The organism is Vibrio sp. sp1 (assembly GCF_016920955.1).
Classification (GTDB): Bacteria; Pseudomonadota; Gammaproteobacteria; order Enterobacterales; family Vibrionaceae; genus Vibrio; species Vibrio alginolyticus.
Map to the genome: position 1 here is coordinate 745,041 of NZ_CP060590.1, position 19,290 is coordinate 764,330.

Sequence of the window (19,290 nt, forward strand, 5' to 3'; positions counted from 1 at the left end):
CATATCCCTTTTTATAATGGGTCGTTAATCTGTACTACAAGTTTGCCGAAATTCTTACCTTCCAACAGACCGATGAATGCTTCTGGCGCATTATCCAGTCCTTGTACTAGATGTTCGCGGTATTGGATCTTTCCTTCTGCCAACCATTGATTAATATCTTGCGCAAATTCACCGTAACGATGTCCGTAATCATCAAAAATGATGAAGCCCTGCACCTTGATTCGTTTGGTCAGGAGCTTACCCATTAGTAATGGAAGATGGTCGGTACCTTCAGGCAGCTCTGTCGCGTTGTACTGAGAAATCAAACCACAAAGTGGGATACGCGCATTTGTATTCAGAAGTGGCAATACAGCCTCGAATACTTTGCCACCTACGTTTTCGAAGTAAACATCGATACCTTTGTCACAGGCATTTTTCAGTTGTTCTGCAAAGTCTTCAGCTTTGTGATCAATACACTCATCGAAACCAAGCACCTCTTTAGCGTAACGGCATTTTTCTTCTCCGCCTGCTATACCAACAACTCGGCAACCTTTGATTTTACCAATTTGACCAACTGTTGCGCCTACAGGCCCCGTAGCAGCTGCTACCACGATGGTTTCCCCTGGTTTTGGCTGACCAATGTCGAGTAAACCCATGTACGCGGTAAATCCTGGCATACCTGCAACGCCTAGCGCGTAAGAAGGATTTTGCGGTTCTTTACCAAGTTTAATGACCATCTCACCAGTTGAGATAGCGTAGTCTTGCCAGCCAACGGTGTAGGCAAGAACCCATTCACCCGCTTCGTAATCTGGGTGGTTTGATGTTTCTACCTGACAAACTGTACCACCGACCATTACGTCATCAATTGCAACAGGGTCAGCGTATGATTCGGCATCACTCATGCGACCACGCATGTATGGATCTAGAGATAAATAAACCGTTCTCAATAGCATTTCACCCTCTTTCGGAGTCGGTTTCGTTACCTCTTCTAAACGAAAGTTTTCTTGTGTCGGTGCACCATGGGGACGTGACGCGAGTACGATTCTGCGATTTGTTGCGTTAGTCATATCTATCTCACTTGTTGATTAGACCGGTCGTCTAGTATTTATTTCAAAATATCCCGCTTATTTAAAGCGGGAAGGTTTACTGTGTTAACACTGACGCTTTTTCTGACAGTGAAACGTGTGTAGGGTGTTCATTCTGCTTCCACGCCGCCCGTTATGGTCAAGTGCGCGTATTCTGCAGTAAGTGTTGAGTATAGGTCAGACTTTGCGTCAATGCTGCCTGATCTTGATAAAGTTTGTTCAGCAAGCTAGCGCCATTCCAAAGGTAGTATATCTGCCTTGCTAATAACGCACTGTCACCATTGGGGATTGAGCCATCTTGAATGCCGATGTCAATGCAATCCGCTATCGCTTGAATGGTTTTGTCTGCTCCTTGGCGTAATGCCAAGCGCATTGACTCAGAGAGATCGGAGACTTCTGCACTTAACTTAACCAATAAACATTTGTTCGCATTACACACGTCGTCTTCTACTTTGACCATTTCTTCGAAATAGCTCATTAGGCGTTGGTAGCCACTCAGTTCAGTATTGGTAAAGCGTGCGTTTAAACGCTCAAAATACTTAGTAAAGTAGTCTTGAATCATCGCTTCACCAAATTGTTCTTTGGATTTGAAGTAATGATAAAACGAACCTTTTGGCACTGCGGCCTTTTTTAATAGCTCTGAAAGACCAACACTCGTGAACCCTCGGTTTACGATCAACTCGTATCCGACGTCGAGAATATGTTGGCGTGTGTCATTCGCCTTTGCGTTCATGAAGTGTACTATAGGATGGATTAGACCAGTCGTCTAGTATTTGTTGTGGGTTATTTAATCAGCTCATACTCAATAACAAAGAGCGTGTCGGTATTTGGGTAGATTTCTCGAATTAACTGCTTGAGTTTTGGTAGTTCGATGGCTTCTTGTTCTGCATGAAACTCATTAATATCTTCAAAGTGAAGTGGTTCTACAGAACGTATCTTGATATCGCAGACTTTACGATCCGTTTCTAAGGTAAAAACTTCGACTTCTGTATTGGGAACGTAATGGCTTTCTGATTCATCTCGAATCGTTATCGTCTTTTTGCCTGACGTGATCAACGGGGTTAAGAATTCAAAAAAAGTAATCTTGGTTGGATGAGATGGCATGATGTACTCGTTAGTCTGGTTGTTTGGCGTAATTATATACCCAAATCCCCCAGAGATTCCTGTATTACTAGAACGATCGAGCGCGGATGAAGCGAATTAACTTGGCACTAAAGTAACCTGAGATAACGCCTATCCAGTTGGTGCTGAGATCATCAAAACTAAATGATCGATTTGGAATAAAAAGTTGGCTTATTTCTTCCATTGAAACGATAGCTAACAGCAGTAGCAAAAGACGAATCCCAAAAACGTCGGTTTTATTCGAGCTCACCAGAGAAGGGAACGTGAAGACCGATAAAAAGCCGATCAATAAACTGAAAGTAAAGTGAAGCGTACTTGATCCGCCTAAGTAGGTTTCCATTTGCAGGTAAGCAGTATGGTGTAGGTCAGAGCTTTTCCACAAAGAGAGTGAAGCGGTTAGCATCAGGACTAAAACAAAACTCGTGCGTGCCAGTATTAAAGCCATAATTAACCTATTGGAAAGAAGCCTAAGTAACGTTTTACAAAGTACAGTGCAGCTAAATTCTGGATAGCCATGCCAATTGCCATTGCCCACGCTGCACCAATCACACCAAACATTTGACAAAGCGTAACAAGTAGGCAGATGGACACCGTACCGGAGGAAATTGTAATGTATTTCATGGTTCTCTCATGACCACTCATTAATAATAAAAAACCTACTGAACCAGTCGCAACATTGACTAACTGCCCCAGAGAAAGGACGACTAATAGTGGCGCCGCGGCGAGAAACTCCTCACCAAAAAACTGCATTACAAACTCGGGGAAGAGGGTGCAAATAATTACGGGTACAATCGCTAAACCAACATTGGCTCGGCACGCCAAGCGGCTCAGGTTCTGCAGTTTGAGCATTTGACGCTCTTTGTAGAGAGAGGCAAACATCGGGGCGACCACAAAGTTAATGGTAATCAGCACAAAGCCAATCAGTAGTGATGTGCGTTGGGCTGCGGCTAACAAACCGATTTCCGCTGTTGAGATAAAAAAGCCCGCAATAACAAGGCTTCCCCATTGAAGAACATTCGTGAAGATACTGCCAACCCAGACTTGCTTGGCAGAAGAGACCATTTTTTTGTTTGGTACGAAAGCCGATGTTTGATATTGATCTGAGCCAAGCCAATTGGCACTAGATATGACCGCGACACCTATGCTCGCTAAAAGCAGTGCGGTCATTAGATTGTTGATATTTTGCTGACCGATATAGTCTAGGGCAAAGACAAAAATGACCATCAACATGCTTACCCCAAGCTGCAACGCAAACAGAGATGATACGACTTTTCTACATGCTTGAAGCACCCGACTGTTGGTTTGCGCAAGCACCAAGAAAGGTATGCAAAGCAAGCATAAAGTAATCGCATACATTGGTGATTGAGTCTGGTTTAGCTGTTCTGGAAACAGATTAAACCCTGCCAACAAAACGCCTATGGCGAGCAAGCAAAATGCCATACTTCGATAAAGTGCGGTTTTATAGTTTTGGCTTTGTTCAAGCTTCTCTTTGTTATTAAAAGCGATCGCATTGTAACGAACTAACGAGACATCAAAACCTAGCTGAGAAACGATAGCGAGTAGCGAGACTAGGTTGAATAAAAAGAAAAATTGACCGGCCGTCGAAGCGTCACTGGTCTTCGATACAATCAGAGTCAGTAAAAAAGCAAATAGCGCACTCAACACACGCGTGATTGCGGTTTTTAATCCAGTAGATAACAAGCTTTTTTTACCGCTGGGCATCAACAGTAATTTTTGTTGAACAGTGTGAAACATAGGAGCATTTAACCGTATAGTTTATTGAGTGCTAGGCGCTGTTTTTCTTCACTGAAGGCATCGTTTAATTCTGCTGTATATTGGCGAAAATCGATCTCTTCATAATAATTGACACAATGCGCGATCTGCTTGGCCATTTCTTCAGGTGTGAGCGCTAAAAACGGGTAGTTGAGATCTTTGGTTGCGCCGATGGTCCGAATAACCATAGGAAGATGTAACTTGGATGCTTCTAGAATGGTTAACGGCATCCCTTCCCATGCTGCAGTATGTAGATAAAGGTCTGAACCTTTGAGCTTTTCAACTACCTCATCGCGAGGCAGCATACCCGTTACATCCACATTTTCAGTACGTAATTTCTGTTCGAGTACTTGGTCACCGCCACCTATCCATGTGATCTCTATCGGGCGGTTAAGCGCATACCGATTAAGGAACTGCAATGTGCTGATAAGAAACTGAGGATCTTTTTGGGGCGCGACACGACCAAGTACAACGAGCTTCAGCGCTTTTTGCTTGTCTCGCTCTATACGATCTTCACTTTGATAAGACACGTAGTTGTTGAGCAGTTCGGCATGTTTCGCACCAATGCTAATGGCTAGGTCACACTCTCGTTGGCTACAGCCTGCAACCACATCAATTTTGCTCAGTTTTACTTTCTCTAGTGCTTTATAGATCTGGCGTGCAAGCTCTGAGATATCTTCACGTTCGAAGGCATAACAGTGCGGTGTGTAAACCAAGCGTGCCTTGCCAAGCTTTAGAAATCGGCCGAGAAATCCCGCTTTACTCGAGTGCAAATGCACGACGTCGGGAGCAAGTGATGCAATCATGTGGTTTGCATCGCGAATAAATTGAAGCAAGCCGCCTTCTACCCACTTTGTCTGTACGAAAATGTGGTTGTTGTTCTCATTGGTCAAGTCGTTTTCTCGGGCTCTGGCTAGCAAGAAATGTTGATAAGGCTCGTCTCTGGATGAGTGAACATAACTATAGAGAGCAGTTTGAACGCCACCTCCAAATGCTTCTGTAACATGGAGCACTTTCTTCATGATGATTTTGTCCCTGGTGTTTGCATCCATTTGTGTTTAAAAGCATCACGCTCTTGCTCTGAATAAACGTGGCGATACAAGGGAAGATCGTACATATAGAACAGTTTTGAGAAGTCGTAGTGATTCTTAAAGTGTAGGTGGATATTGGAGTACCACTTGTTTTTCGCTTCGTTGCTGTTTTTCAGCACGAAGTCTTGCAACTCAAGAAACTCACCGATTTCTTTATCAAGAGAACTGAGCTGTTCGCATTTGATTAGCATGACGTTGGCCTGATCGTTCTGGAATGTGAAGAAAGGGTGAGTGTTGTCCAGCTCTTGGCGCATCACATCGATATTGAAATTACGCTTTAACTCGTTGTCGAACCAGTCCGCAAAATAGTTGAGATTGATATAGTTATCAAAGCAATGCTCGAGGTGCTGATACGTGACTTCCATATCTCGGTGAATTGCATCGTTCTTTTTGCCTTCGATAAATTGCAAATGGAGATCTTGAAAGAAGCGAGAAAAGACAGTTGCGATTGGATCGCGGACCAGCGTAACGATTTTAATCTGCTCGCGTTTTTGTAAGATACGTTTTCGCTGCTTGAGCACTAAGCGATAGAGTGCGCGGTTTCGGAAGTCGAAGAATTTACTCACGTCTTTTTTATTGTGATACATGTGAAATTCTTCGTGATCATCAAAGGTGTGGATGTGATAGCTCGGGATATTTTTCTCCCCTAGCGTGTGCTCAATTGATGAGGAGCCAACTTTACCCATTTGGTAAACTAAAACAAAATTATCAGCTTGGAGTTCTCGGTTCTTTTCAAATTGTCGAGAGATTGAATACTTCATCTATCCTATCCTTGATTATTCATATTCGTGGTGATGGTTTACCGGAAAAGTATGAGCTATGGCCCTTGAGTCGTTGCTCATGCTGATCATGACGGGTAACAAGAGTATTAAAATTATGGTGGTGTTTACCGCAACGAAAAACACCATGATGAGGGCGTATATCGCAAGTAATAGGCTTTTTCTGTTTTCATTAAGACTACGGAAGCAAAAGCGAATAAAAAGAAAATAACCACCAAACAGCAGACCAATACCAAGCAATCCGTATTCAATTGCGGTATCTAACACAAAGTTGTGGGTGTAGATCGCCAGCTCATCATAGTTAAAGTAACTGATCATAAAGTTGGGTAACATTTTCGCGCCGACACCTAACACTGGGTGTTGAAGTAAAATATCTAGCCCATTGGCAAGTAAAAGTTTTCTATGAAGATTCGATACCCAGCGGGCTTCACTTTGGTTGGCAAATAAGACGTCTTCTTGGGTTATTTCCAATGTGTCTGCTAGAGTTTCAAACCCAACGTAGAGTGTGGTTGTGACGGCAGTAAACACAATGAAGCTCAAGGCTAATAAAATCGCCCACGTGTACGTTTCGCTGAGCGATTTTCTCATTAAGTTTTTTACGAGCAGTTGGTCAAAGAAGAAAAGCAGACAAAAACCAAGTAGCGCTTTTCTTTCTTGTGACAACACCAGTAATACTAAAGCTACGAGCATCAAAAGGTGGAAAGCGCGAATTTTATCTCGATAAAGGTACAGTAGTGAGCACAGTACACCGAACCCGTATTTACTTACCCCGAGTAACTTAAACCCACTTTGATAGCCCTGAGCAAAGTGCCATAAGGCAACGAGCGAACAGATGAAAAACAACAGATACGTGAAATAAACCATTACCCGTTCGTCATCAAACACGCCATAGGCGTACATTAGGCTCAGTAGGCACAAAATCGCTAACCATTGCACAGTTTCTATAACTAGCGGCATTAAAGGGACGCGATTTAGCAGACCATTTATGAACACATACCCAGTGAACAATACGAGGAACCCCATACAGGGATGCATGAGTTTTTCAGCTTTTCCTTCCAATACCACTAATGCAGTAAAACCAATAGACAAAAGGCTTGCGATGTCAGATGGGGCTAGCGCTATTCCTCCAGCACGAAACTTCATTGGAATAAAGAACAATACTAATAGGCATGCTGCAAGCAATGAGGCGCGATGGCTCGATGGCGCGGAGCTATTTGTTGGCGCAAAGCTGCTGGTAGATTCCATAGTAACCTTCACGAAATTTATCGATGGTGTAAAGAGAGGCCCTATTGACTGAGTATTGACTTGCAGCGTCATACCGCTCAACACTTTCACACAGTTGGAGAACTTTTTGGCTCAGTTCAGTGGCGTTACCAACTTGAAATAAATATTCGGCACGTCCGGTGACGTCATCCAAACCAGGTACGTCCGACGATAGTACGGGTAAGCCTGCTGCCATCGCCTCAACCGCCGCCAAACCAAAGCCTTCGACGTGCGACGATTGCACGTAAATATCCATGTCGTTCAAAAAGGCTGGAACGTCAGAAACTACGCCATGAAAGTGAACACGTTGCGCGACGTTGATTTTTGTTGCCAATGCTTGCAGTGACGATTTTTTTTCTCCATCTCCCGCAAGGTGGAGTTCGTATCGTCTTGGTAAATGGATAAGTGCTTGGATAAGCGTTTCATGGTCTTTATGTTGGTGAAGTCGGCCCACCATTCCAATCTTGATAACTGGTTTGTCGATTAGGTGGCTGGCGAATCTTGGCGTCATAGAAAACCTTTTTAAATCAACGCCATTGTGCACCACGTGATATTTATGTTGATAGCGAGGCATGAACTTCACCAGTTCATCTTGTACTTTTTCACTAATACTGACCGTCAAGTCGTGGCCCCAATATAAGACGTATTCCATGAACTTAAACAGCGGATAGTCACGTCGACGGTTATAAGAACAGTGCTCAGTCTGGATTCGTTTTTTACCTACCGCCAATAGCGCTAGGTAAATGGAAGGGTAGAGGTGCCCGTGAACGACATCCGGCCAACGCAGCAAAGAGAATTTCTCACTCAATGACAATGTGCGCCAGTTAAAACACTCTACCCCTTGGGCGGATAGCATTGGTAAGTAATCATTTTCATCACACAAGACCAAAATTTTGATTTCGTATTCAGGCTTATGTTCTAAAACAAGGTCGACTAAGAACTTCTGAGCACCGCCGTTCTGAGAAAGATCATTGATAATATGTAGAATCTTGGTTTTCATGATTAATTGGTCAGATATTGCTGTTTAAGGTCGGTGATTTCTGCATTTGAGAAAAAGTGCTTCGTCAATTTAGAATTCAGCATTTCTTCAACGTACTCGGGTGTAGGTTGAAATTGCGTTTTGAATTCTTTCATTAGTGGCGAGTACCATTTGTTGTCTGATTGATTTTCATAAACAACATCCACGGGGTAACCTAAAAAGTCTTCAACTGCGGAGTTAGCCTTTGTTAGCTTGTCACTTCGAATGACCAACAGTGAGAAGTTATTGTTATGGTATGTTTGATAGCCTACTTCGTGATTAAAAGACTCGTTAAACACATCAATCCCTGTTAGTTGTTTGATCTCGTTGTCAAACCACTGCAGCGCATATTGATGATTCATGTGCTTATCAAATGCTTCTTGGAGTAATTGCGGTCGTTCGGTACGTATTGCGCTGTCATCCTTTAGATATTTGTCCGCCATCCAAAAAGGAAGTGCTTGAAAGAACATTGAGACATTTCGTCCGATCGGTTCACGCACCAGCGAGATAATTCGAACTTTTTTCTTGCGCTTTAACATATGGCTCATCGTTATACGCTTTAGTCGTCGCTTTAACGCATTGATCTGAGGCTTATGCAATTGCGCTCTAACGGGGGATATTTGTTTTTGCGCATCGACGGTCATAAGGTCGTGCAAGTGAATCGACTCAGGAATGGAATGCTCTAATGCACTCGAACCTACTTTGCCCATTTGATAGATCAATACCGGCTGTTCTTGGCTTTTCAACGTTTGGTACCAAGATAGGTTTACGTTAGTAGGCGTATTTCTGGACATAAAGCGTCTCTCCTTCCTTGGCCTTGGCTTGTGTGATTAAGACGCCAAGAGATGGAACTGAGTGTTGTATTTGTTTAGATAACGCAAGGTTAACCAGTGATGATTTTGTCGATTCTGAGCGAATGACGGTAATCAGACCATTGGCATACTGACCAAGAATAAGTGCGTCACTCACTGACAGTAGTGGAGGTGTATCGATAATGATCCGGTCATACTTATTTTGAAAATGTTCGAGCAACTTTTTAAAGCGATCAGAAGCTAATAATTCCTGTGGGTTTGGCGGAATTAGGCCCGCCGGTAATACATCTAAGTTGGCTTCTTTTATATGTGTAACACAATCTTTGATTGGCGTGTCCATCGTCAGGATATGCGTTAAGCCAGGGCTTGATTCTGCAATACCGAATCGCTTTGCGATGGAAGGTCGACGTAAATCGCAGTCGATGATTAACACCTTTTCCATTTTTGAAAACGACACCGCCATATTGATACTGGTCGATGTTTTTCCTTCTTCTGGAATAGCAGAGGTAAAGGGCAATATCTTTTGCTTCGTGTTGGTTAATCTGAGCAGAAGCGAGGTTCTGACTGAGCGGCAAGCTTCACTAAATAGCTTTTCTTCATCATCTAAATACGCGGTATAACTGACGCCGTTTTTACGCAAATTGCGTTTTTTGACCATAGGAATCACACCTAAACACGTAACACCAAGTTTTTCCTGCACATCGGCTGTGCTTCGGATAACTTCTCGCATCGTTTCTAAGATGATGACCAGAGCGCAAGCAATGGCAAAGCCAAAAAAGGTGGCAATCAGTACCAGTTTGATTCGTTGTGGTGCCACCGGGAACAGAGGAATGATGGCTTTATCAGTAAAGCGAGCCGTGACATTCTTGTAGTCGCTGGTGGCGTTGGTCTCTTTCTCACGATTTAAGAACGCTTCATAGAGTGCCTTATTAGATTCAACCTCGCGTTTTAACTGTTCGTAACGCGCTTTTTGTGACCCTAACGATTGGAAGTCTGACTTTTTGTTATCGAGTTCTGCTCGAAGCATGTCCTCTTGCGCTTTTGCAGCAAGAAGGTCTTGTTGCTTACTGAAGGAAATGTCACGGATGAGTTGCTGGGTTCTTGATTGAATTTCAGCAAGCTGTGCTTTCGCCTGAATCATTCGATCATGTTTAGGTCCGTAGCGCTGTGCCAGTTCAGAGAGATTTTTGGCTGCCTGTGCTTCCGACAATTTTAGATCGCGGATTTGCGCTTGATTAGCGAATTCATCAATTGACAACAAGCTGTCTAAACTTTGCGAAGATTTACGTCGTAACAGTTGGATTAACGTCTGCGCTTCAATACGCTTATTAACAGCGATATTCAGCTTGCGAGTGAGTTCTTCTAGCTCATTTGCGTAAATTTCATCAATACCGTTTATATCGATCAACCCTTCTTTTAACAAGAATTCTTGCAGCGCTTGCTCCGAGTTACGTAATCGCTCCTCCAATTTTTGAGAGTTATTTGTCAACCAAGTAGCCGCATTTTGTGTAACGACCAATTTGGCTTCAAAATTTGCGTCAATATAGGCTTGGCCGACCGCGTTGGCGATTGTCGTAGCAAGCTTAGGATCGGTAGAACGAAAGCGAATTCTGACTAATTGGGTGTTACGTACTGGCTCAATATCGAGTTTACTTCTGAAAGCTTGAAGTGCCTGATAATAGGACTCTGAAAACTGCGCGGTTTCTTTTGGGCTTGGTGCTACATTCAGTAGGTCTTGAACAAAAGGAATCGACTTTATTTGGTCGATTTTTTTATTTAACCCCCCTGAGCTTGTGAATTCAGGTAATTGGGTAAGGTTCAGCTCTCTAATGACCTTATCTGCAATATGATTCGATTTTAAAATGGCGATTTGCGTTTGAAAGTACTCTTTTTTTGTCGTGTCGACGCCATATACTTCCTCGATTGAAAGGGCGCTTTTTTGCTCCTCTTGGATGAGTAGCGTAGCTGTAGCTTGGTATATCGATGCTTTGGAGTAGATATACCAAGTACAAGTTAATGAGAACAGAAGCGTGAATGCTGCGATGCTTAGCCAATTCTTTTTAATCGCTTTGAAGTGATGGCCAAAACGAATCAGTTCTACTTTGTTCATCTGGAGATTATTTGGATGAGTCCCGTTCATTTGATTCCCTGTCACTTAAAAGAAGCTCTGGTCAATAAATACAATGTCACCAGGTTCAACGTTGCGGTGCATACTGACCCCCTCCATCGTTTGACCTGTTTTATGCTTGGTGAGGTTAATGCCTTTGCGTGAGGCTCTGTCGGTCAAGCCACCTGCTAGAGCGATGGCCTTCTCTATGGTTAACCCTGGACGGAACTCAAATCCACCAGGTTTCCTGACTTCTCCATTAACGTAAAACAGACGAAAGTTATTGATGGTGACCATCACTTTTGGATTGATGAGATAATCGCCTTTTAAGCCCGTTTCTATTTCGTACTTGAGTTGTTTTGGTGTTTTTTTGATTGCTTTAATTCGGCCAAGGTAGGGGTAATCAAAGTAGCCATCTGACGTTATTAGAATATTTTTAATCGTAAGATCTTCTTCACCATAGACCTGCACGGAAATGGTATCGCCAGTATCGAGTAAGTAATCTTCCTCGTTTGAGTCAGCGTTGACCAAAGTGCTAAATAGCAACAACGCTACACTCATGAATTTGATGAATGCCTTCATTAATAATCCTTTTTACAGAGAAAACTGTGCGCTTAAAGTCCAAATGTTTTGTTCGAAGCTATAACCCGATCGGCTAGAGTTTTTATCTTGGTATTGCCAATCGGCTTGCAGCTGTATCCAACGTTTGATCTGATAATCGATACCAAAAGATAGAGTGTACCGATCGTCGTTTCTGGAGATTCCCGTGTAATCATCTTGTTGATAAACAGCACCTAAGCGAGTTGCAAGGTAACTATTCCAATCGTGCTTGAGGTTCAGTCGGTAACGAGTTTGTAGGTTGTAATCGCCATCTTGATCGGGGTTAACCGCCGCTTGAGTGGTTTTCACGCTGACTAGAGTTTGTTCTTGAGGCAACCATTCAAAGCCGATATCCCAACTAAAGCCTTTAAATGTCTCTCGTTGAGCGCTGTCAAAATCTTTGATTTGATAACCGAGTCGAGCGATGCCTTTGGTTTTTCCTGTGACTTCCCATTCGGCACCGGTGTAATAGAAACTGGTGTTGTTATCTTTCGATGGCTGCGCAGAATTTCGGTGCTGATACTCGGTTACGATTTGGTTTGTTCCGACTAACCAATAGGTTCTTGGCGTCGCTCTTAAATAGAACTCCAAATGTGCATTGGGAGCTCGAAAATCGTTGTATTTAGTTTTAGCGTTTGGGCGACCAGGCAAGCCGTCACGATAGTTTTGATAGGTTTTATCACTATAGCCTAAACCGAATTCGAGTCTGCCTTTGGCACCGTTAGATCCAAAGACATAATTGGTTTTTACATCGTTACGGTTGAACTCTATTGGTGAGTCGATTGCGCTACCATTACCTTCGGTAATATCTTCTCCTCGAACTTCATGCTGGGCGCGAAAACGGTAATCAACCACTAAACGATGACGATGATTAAATTCGAAAAAGTTGGAAAACTGAAAAGTGTGGTCGTCGAAGTCGTTGCGATCGTCAGATGAAAAGCCAGCTTTTAACTTATATAAAATATCTGCGCGATAGCGATTCCGTTCTATACGTGCTAGTAAGCTTGGTTCTATACCCCAAATATTGACTGACTCTACATTGCCGGATTTTTCCGCTTTATTGATGTTGTCATCTCCCTCGTAGAAAGTTTTTACGAGGGGAATCAACTCTATACCAGACTCGGTTTGGTAAGCCATCGGTTCTGCGAGCAAGTCAGTAGAAAACAGACTCAATGCTATTGCCATTGTCAGTTTCTTCATAATCTCAACCTTAGTAAGCGTTAGCACCAGTGAAGCCTTTGAAAACGGTCATAAAGATGATTTTGATGTCCATCCAAACCGACCAATGGTGGATGTAATCCAAATCAAACTCGACTCTCTTTTCCATTTTTTCTAAGGTGTCGGTTTCGCCGCGATAACCATTAATCTGCGCCCAGCCAGTAATGCCTGGTTTTACTTTGTGACGTAGCATGTAGCGATCCACGATCTGACGGTATTCTTCATTGTGTGCCACGGCATGAGGGCGTGGGCCGACAATAGACATGGTCCCTTGCAGTACATTGATAAATTGAGGTAGTTCGTCCAAAGAGGTGCGACGTAGAAATCCGCCAAAAGGCGTAATACGAGGATCGTTCTTTGTCGCCTGTTTCACGTTGGAACCTTGATCCATGGTTGTCATTGAACGGAACTTCCAGACTTCAATCTTGCGTCCATCAAGACCGTACCGATGTTGTTTAAAGATGACAGGGCCTTTAGACGTTGCCTTAATGCCAATCGCAATGACGAATAGAATAGGGGCGATTAAGACCAAAATAATGCTCGAAAACAAGATGTCTTCAAACCGTTTTACCCAAGAAGAAATTCCAGCAAAAGGTGTATCAAAGACACTTAGTGTTTGAACTTGGCCGATCTGCGCCCAACGAGAATGTAAAAGGTTATAAGTGAAGAAGTCGGGAATCAGATACGTATTTGCGGTGGTATCTGAGAATTGGTTAAGAAGTGACGCAATGCGCTCTTTTGCGTGCATTGGCATCGCGATATAGACGTAATCTACTTCCCCTTTTTTAGCTCGCTCAAGGGCGTGGTCAACAGCTCCTTTAATAGGATAATCAGAATTTGGCAATCTGTCGGAAGATCGTTCGTCGTAAAAGCCATCAAAAAGCACGCCGTGTTCTGTGTGGTTTTGAATTTCGTTAGCTAGGGTAATGCCGTGAGGAGTTTGGCCGATGATGATTGCAGTGCGAGTGTTGAATCCTTTTTTTCTCAAATAGGCTAATCCGGTACGGAATGTTACTCGCCATGCCAAAAGCAGAGCGGGCGTAATCGCAAACCACAGCGCTAAAATTGTGTTATCAAATAAGGTATGGACTTCAGAAAAATACAGCACAACAAAGATAAGTGCAGAAGTCACCGCCCAAGCAACACAGACAATAAACATCTGCTCTTTAAACGAACTGGTTCGCCAAGAGCGATACAGATTGCCGCTTTCTGCCATAAATAGAAAGGAGATGCCTCCAACGAAAGCCAATATGACGTAATCTTTCCCCATCGCAGTATTCATGTCTTTGAACACTAAAAGCAGCATAAAAGAGACGATGACAGCAAGATCTGAGATGCGATATAAAAAAGCGAACTCCATCTCATGAGAGCGGATAAGTCCTTTTTGTTTCATGACTCAGTTTCCCTTCTGACACGCTACCGCCCTTGGGTGTCTTCCCCAATTGCCGTGTCGTGAACGTTATTAGTAGTTAGTGCACAGAGCATTCTGTGGAATGCTGCTGAGTTTTTTGTCACGTGTAATTTCGTTGATAAGTGTAAAAATTTGCTTTGTTGAGGTAAGTGGAAATAAGAATGATATTTAGCCCTTTGGCTAAGTTTGGCGGGTTAGGAAAAAGCTGGTACTTACTTATGAGGAATGAGGAAAAGTATTAAAAATGAAGTATCAGTACAAAGACAATGGTTTATGTGAGGGTAGAAGAAACGGGTGATTTGATTCGTTAACGATTAATGATTTAGTATCGAATTGCTGATATTTATTAAGATAAAAAAATCCCTCTCACTTGAGAGGGATTTTTGAGTAAGGACGAATGAACTATTCGACTTCTACGCCGTTTTCTTTGTATAGGCGGCGGCATGCGCGACCATCACTGTGGAACAGGTGACAACGATGAGCTGGAATACCGATCTCGATTTTATCGCCAGTGTCGACTGCAAGCGTGTCCGGCTGACGGAAAATAACGTCGGCGTCCGCGCCTTCTAGATTTAGGTATACTTGAGTTTCGTTACCTAGCTTCTCAACAATCATCACTTCACCGTGAATACTTGCATCAGCTTCAGAAGCGGATAATAGGTGCTCAGGGCGAATGCCTAAAGACATTCGGTCGCCGCGGTTAACGGTTGTACCATCCACCGGAATCCAGAAAGATACGCCGTTAGATAGTTGAACTTTGACGCGCTCTGCTTCTACTTCATCAATGAATACGCTCATGAAGTTCATTTTCGGAGAACCGATAAAGCCAGCTACAAAGCGGTTTTGTGGGTAATGGTAAAGCTCAAGCGGCTTACCAACTTGCGATACATAACCGCCGTCTAGTACAACGATTTTATCTGCCATTGTCATCGCTTCTACCTGATCGTGCGTTACGTAGATCATGGTACAACCAAGTTGGCGCTGAAGTTTCGTGATTTGTGCACGCATGTTTACACGCAGTGCCGCATCCAAGTTTGATAGTGGCTCGTCTAGAAGGAATACATTTGGCTGCGATACCAATGTTCGGCCAATCGCCACACGTTGACGCTGTCCACCAGAAAGTGCTTTTGGTTGGCGCTCAAGCAAGTGGCCTAGTTGTAGGATTTCTGCTGCTTGTTCAACACGCTTGTCGATTTCTGCTTTGTCTGCTTTTGCTAGTTTCAAGCCAAATGACATGTTGTCATATAAGTTAAGGTGCGGGTAAAGAGCGTAAGACTGGAATACCATACCAACACCACGTTTGGATGGTTCGACGTCATTCATGCGCTGGTCACCAATATACAAATCACCTGAAGTAATGTCTTCAAGACCGGCAATACAACGTAAAAGGGTAGATTTACCACAACCTGATGGACCTACGAAAACAACAAATTCACCTTCGTTGATTGTTAGGTCTACGTTCTTAGAAATCAGTACGTCGCCATACGCTTTACAAACATTTTTTAACGTGACACTCGCCATGTAGCTCGTCCTCGATCAATTTTTTATTATTCACCGCTCATCATTATATGAATTATCTAGCGAGCAGTAACAGTAGGAATCGGTAAGTTCTTGCGGTTGGTAAGAAAAGTAGGGTAGCACTTCAATAAAATGTCCTGAATAGAAGTGCTACCCATCATAGCCAAGTACGAGTTTCTCTCCCCCACATTATTCGTATTGTCTCCCCCGTGAAATAATTACCACAAACAACACTAATAATGACATTCCACTCGTCTGGCAATGCAAAACCAGCAAATCTTTTTCCTAATACGTAGGCACTGCTGGGAAAGGGTTCTTACCATCCACTCTTGGATGACTGCAGTTTCTAAGATTGTGCGTAGTGCGACATCCTCCTAATAGAAATAATTGTAGGGGGAGTAGAAAGGGAGGAGTAAAAAAGGAGGAGGAAGAAAGCAGTTGGTCGGAAATCACATTATTGCACCACCTAAAGTTGAAACCGATCACAGGAACTATCCATTTTGTGATTTTAGTCTCTTACCCTTGGCGATTTAGATCACGAAAATACGTCATAATTGTAAGGGCGTAGGGATTAGGAGGATGAGACATATTGGATTATTTCAGATGATATATGTCGAAATACGGCTGAACCTCAATGGACTAGCCCTACATCAAAAATATAAAAAGGATACGAACATGAAAAAGTTAAGCGCTGTAGCACTAGGTACTCTTGTTGCTTTGGGTTCTTTTGGTGCTAATGCTGCCATCGAAGAAGGACAACTTACTATCTGGATCAACGGTGATAAAGGCTACAACGGCCTTGCTGAAGTTGGTAAGAAATTTGAAGAAGACACAGGCATTAAAGTGACTGTGGCTCACCCAGATGGCCTTCAAGACAAATTCCCTCAAACTGCAGCGACTGGCGACGGTCCTGATATCGTATTCTGGGCTCACGACCGTTTCGGTGGTTACGCAGAAGCTGGCCTGCTAGCAGAAATTAAACCTTCTAAGAATATTCAAGAAGGTATCGTTGATTTCGCTTGGGATGCAGTACGTTACGACGGCAAATTGATCGGCTATCCAGTTGCGGTTGAGTCTCTATCTCTAATCTACAACAAAGACCTAGTTCCAAACCCACCAAAGTCTTGGGAAGAGGTTGCAGCATTAGATGCAAAACTTAAAAAAGACGGCAAGTCTGCAATCATGTGGAACCTAAAAGAACCGTACTTCACTTGGCCACTAATGGCGGCTGATGGCGGCTACGCGTTCAAATACACTTCTGAAGGTTACGATGTTAAAGACGCTGGTATCGCGAAAGAAGGCGTTAAAGACGCAATGAGCTTCGTAAAAGGCTTAGTTGATAAAGGCGTAATCTCTGCGGATATGGATTACTCAGTGTCTGAGTCTGCGTTCAACCAAGGCAAAACAGCGATGACGATCAACGGTCCATGGTCTTGGGGCAACATTGAGAAGTCAGGCGTTAACTACGGCGTGACTACGCTACCTAAGTTCCAAGGTCAATCTTCTAAGCCATTCGTTGGTGTTCTAACAGCTGGTATCAGCACTGCGTCTCCAAACAAAGACCTAGCGGTTGAGTTCATTGAGAACTACCTACTAACAAACGATGGCCTACGTATGGTTAACAACGATAAGCCTCTAGGTGCGGTAGCGCTTAACTCGTTCCAACGTGAACTAGATTCAGATACTCGTATCGCTGCGACTATGGATAACGCGATGAACGGCGAAATCATGCCAAATATCCCTCAAATGAACGCATTCTGGGGTGCGGCTAAGAACGCAATCATCAACGTAGTTGACGGTCGTCAAACTGTCGATGCAGCTCTTGCAGATGCAGAAAAACAAATGACTAAATAATTAAGTAAGACCTTTTTAAGGAGGAGGCAACTCCTCCTTACTTTTCTATATTTATTCTATATTCGCTAGCAGGTTCCCTATGCAGTCAGTTCAAGGTACAAATGCTATGACAGCACCAGAAGCCAGCCTTCCGAGCAGCAAAAAAGTGTTCATGAAATGGTCACTTTTAGGCACAGTCGGCATCATCAATGGCTACGCAACAATCCTTATGTATTCTCGCGGTGAGATTGCGTTTGCACTACTTACGCTCATTCTTACCGCTTTAGCGTTGTTCATCTTTGGTAGTAAAAAGACGTACGCACACCGTTACATCTACCCTGGTATAGCAGGGATGATCCTTTTCATTCTTTTCCCTTTGGCGTACACCATAGGTTTGGCGTTTACCAACTATAGCGCGAAGAACCAACTCTCTTTTGATCGCGCTCAGAACGTACTTTTGGACCGAACTTACCAAAGTGGTGATAGCTACCCGTTCACTTTGTATAAAACGGAGCAAGGCCATCAACTTGTGGTTGAAAAAGATGGTGAGCTACTTGCAAGCCCGACTTTTCAGCTTGATAACCTTTCAGCATCGGAGTTTGATCTTTCACCAATTGAAGAAGTAACGGGTGAAAAAGAATCAATCAAGGCGATTGTTAAGAACCGCAGTGCGTTGAGCAGTGTCGATTTACATTTGCCAAGTGGTGATGATATCCGCATGAGTGGGCTGCGCAAATTTGCTGCAGTTGTACCTTTGTACACATTACAAGAAGATGGTGAAACGCTTTACAACAACCGGACTGAAGAAACGCTACGTCCAAATATGGAAGTAGGTTACTACCAGCCTGTCGATGAAAACGGTCAATTTGTTGGTAGCACAGTGTCACCAGGTTTCGTGGTGAACATTGGTACCCACAACTTTGAGCGTGTTTGGAAAGATGATGGTATCAAAGAGCCGTTTATCAGTATCTTTATCTGGACCATTGTTTTCTCTGCGCTAACCGTATTATTTACGCTTGTTATTGGTCTTGTCCTTGCCAGTGTGGTTCAGTGGGAAGCACTTAAAGGTCGCTCAGTTTACCGTTTGTTGCTAATCCTGCCTTATGCAGTTCCGGCGTTTATTTCTATCTTGATCTTTAAAGGTTTGTTTAACCAAAGCTTTGGTGAGATCAACATGTTGTTGGAAGGCTTATTCGGCATTAGCCCGGCTTGGTTCTCTGATCCGTTCATGGCGAAAACCATGATCTTAATTGTTAACACTTGGCTTGGTTTCCCTTACATGATGATTTTGTGTATGGGCTTACTAAAAGCGATTCCAGACGATTTATATGAAGCATCAGCAATTGATGGTGCGAACTTTGTCACGAACTTCACACGTATCACACTACCAATGATGTTGAAGCCGTTAACACCATTGTTGATCGCGAGTTTTGCATTTAACTTCAACAACTTCGTACTTATCCAGTTGTTGACTGGCGGTGGTCCAAACATGATTGGTACATCAGAGCCTGCGGGTTACACCGACCTGCTAGTAAGTTACACCTACCGAATCGCATTCGAAGGTGCTGGTGGTCAAGACTTCGGTCTAGCAAGTGCAGTAGCAACGCTTATCTTCCTATTGGTTGGCGCATTGGCACTTATCAACCTACGCGTAACTAAAGTAGCTCAGGACTAAGGAGAA

Annotated in this window: 17 protein-coding genes; 2 read left to right on the forward strand and 15 right to left on the reverse strand. The window is 43.3% G+C overall.

Features of this window, described 5'->3' with window-relative positions:
* Positions 1 to 11: 11 nt before the first annotated feature.
* The 15 genes from H9L11_RS18820 to malK form a co-directional block, all read right to left on the reverse strand.
* Positions 12 to 1,046: an NADP-dependent oxidoreductase gene (locus H9L11_RS18820; protein WP_054577065.1), complete on the reverse strand. Its 1,035-nt coding sequence runs from the start codon at positions 1,044 to 1,046 to the stop codon at positions 12 to 14.
* A 157-nt stretch (positions 1,047 to 1,203) separates the two neighbouring features.
* Positions 1,204 to 1,797 carry a TetR/AcrR family transcriptional regulator gene (locus tag H9L11_RS18825; RefSeq protein ID WP_205391387.1) on the reverse strand — a complete coding sequence of 198 codons (594 nt, stop codon included), beginning with the start codon at positions 1,795 to 1,797 and terminating at the stop codon, positions 1,204 to 1,206.
* Between the two features lie 50 nt (positions 1,798 to 1,847).
* The gene (gene yqfB / locus H9L11_RS18830) at positions 1,848 to 2,168 is read right to left on the reverse strand and encodes a N(4)-acetylcytidine aminohydrolase (RefSeq protein WP_005385855.1); all 321 of its coding nucleotides are present in this window, start codon (positions 2,166 to 2,168) and stop codon (positions 1,848 to 1,850) included.
* Between the two features lie 67 nt (positions 2,169 to 2,235).
* Entirely contained in the window at positions 2,236 to 2,631 is a 396-nt protein-coding gene (locus H9L11_RS18835) for a VanZ family protein (protein WP_033906760.1), read from the reverse strand.
* 2 nt (positions 2,632 to 2,633) lie between these two features.
* The gene (locus H9L11_RS18840; RefSeq protein WP_205391388.1) at positions 2,634 to 3,941 is read right to left on the reverse strand and encodes an oligosaccharide flippase family protein; all 1,308 of its coding nucleotides are present in this window, start codon (positions 3,939 to 3,941) and stop codon (positions 2,634 to 2,636) included.
* 8 nt (positions 3,942 to 3,949) lie between these two features.
* Positions 3,950 to 4,981: a glycosyltransferase gene (locus H9L11_RS18845; protein WP_205391389.1), complete on the reverse strand. Its 1,032-nt coding sequence runs from the start codon at positions 4,979 to 4,981 to the stop codon at positions 3,950 to 3,952.
* A complete protein-coding gene (locus H9L11_RS18850; RefSeq protein WP_205391390.1) occupies positions 4,978 to 5,811 on the reverse strand; it encodes a putative capsular polysaccharide synthesis family protein in 834 nt (277 codons plus the stop codon). Before H9L11_RS18850 ends, H9L11_RS18845 begins: the two co-directional genes overlap by 4 nt.
* 15 nt (positions 5,812 to 5,826) lie before the next feature.
* Entirely contained in the window at positions 5,827 to 7,074 is a 1,248-nt protein-coding gene (locus tag H9L11_RS18855; protein WP_205391391.1) for an O-antigen ligase family protein, read from the reverse strand.
* Positions 7,040 to 8,092, reverse strand: a complete 1,053-nt coding sequence (locus H9L11_RS18860; protein ID WP_053303827.1) for a glycosyltransferase — start codon at positions 8,090 to 8,092, stop codon at positions 7,040 to 7,042. Before H9L11_RS18860 ends, H9L11_RS18855 begins: the two co-directional genes overlap by 35 nt.
* Before the next feature lie 2 nt (positions 8,093 to 8,094).
* Positions 8,095 to 8,904 carry a putative capsular polysaccharide synthesis family protein gene (locus H9L11_RS18865; RefSeq protein WP_154203977.1) on the reverse strand — a complete coding sequence of 270 codons (810 nt, stop codon included), beginning with the start codon at positions 8,902 to 8,904 and terminating at the stop codon, positions 8,095 to 8,097.
* Positions 8,882 to 11,062, reverse strand: coding sequence for a polysaccharide biosynthesis tyrosine autokinase (locus H9L11_RS18870; RefSeq protein ID WP_171342490.1), 2,181 nt, complete (start codon positions 11,060 to 11,062; stop codon positions 8,882 to 8,884). Before H9L11_RS18870 ends, H9L11_RS18865 begins: the two co-directional genes overlap by 23 nt.
* A gap of 15 nt (positions 11,063 to 11,077) precedes the next feature.
* Complete coding sequence (locus H9L11_RS18875) at positions 11,078 to 11,590, reverse strand: polysaccharide biosynthesis/export family protein (protein ID WP_240199948.1); 513 nt, start codon at positions 11,588 to 11,590, stop codon at positions 11,078 to 11,080.
* Positions 11,591 to 11,623: 33 nt separating this feature from the next.
* Entirely contained in the window at positions 11,624 to 12,829 is a 1,206-nt protein-coding gene (locus tag H9L11_RS18880; RefSeq protein ID WP_017821252.1) for an outer membrane beta-barrel protein, read from the reverse strand.
* A 10-nt stretch (positions 12,830 to 12,839) separates the two neighbouring features.
* Positions 12,840 to 14,240 (reverse strand): undecaprenyl-phosphate glucose phosphotransferase, encoded by a 1,401-nt coding sequence (locus H9L11_RS18885; RefSeq protein WP_042521578.1) that lies wholly within the window; start codon positions 14,238 to 14,240, stop codon positions 12,840 to 12,842.
* Positions 14,241 to 14,660: 420 nt separating this feature from the next.
* Positions 14,661 to 15,779, reverse strand: coding sequence for a maltose/maltodextrin ABC transporter ATP-binding protein MalK (gene malK, locus H9L11_RS18890; RefSeq protein WP_005375271.1), 1,119 nt, complete (start codon positions 15,777 to 15,779; stop codon positions 14,661 to 14,663).
* A 672-nt stretch (positions 15,780 to 16,451) separates the two neighbouring features.
* Here malK and malE point away from each other — a divergent pair.
* Both malE and malF read left to right on the forward strand, forming a co-directional pair.
* Entirely contained in the window at positions 16,452 to 17,630 is a 1,179-nt protein-coding gene (malE, locus tag H9L11_RS18895; protein ID WP_005375272.1) for a maltose/maltodextrin ABC transporter substrate-binding protein MalE, read from the forward strand.
* A 79-nt stretch (positions 17,631 to 17,709) separates the two neighbouring features.
* Positions 17,710 to 19,284 (forward strand): maltose ABC transporter permease MalF, encoded by a 1,575-nt coding sequence (gene malF, locus H9L11_RS18900; protein ID WP_005375273.1) that lies wholly within the window; start codon positions 17,710 to 17,712, stop codon positions 19,282 to 19,284.
* Positions 19,285 to 19,290: the final 6 nt, after the last annotated feature.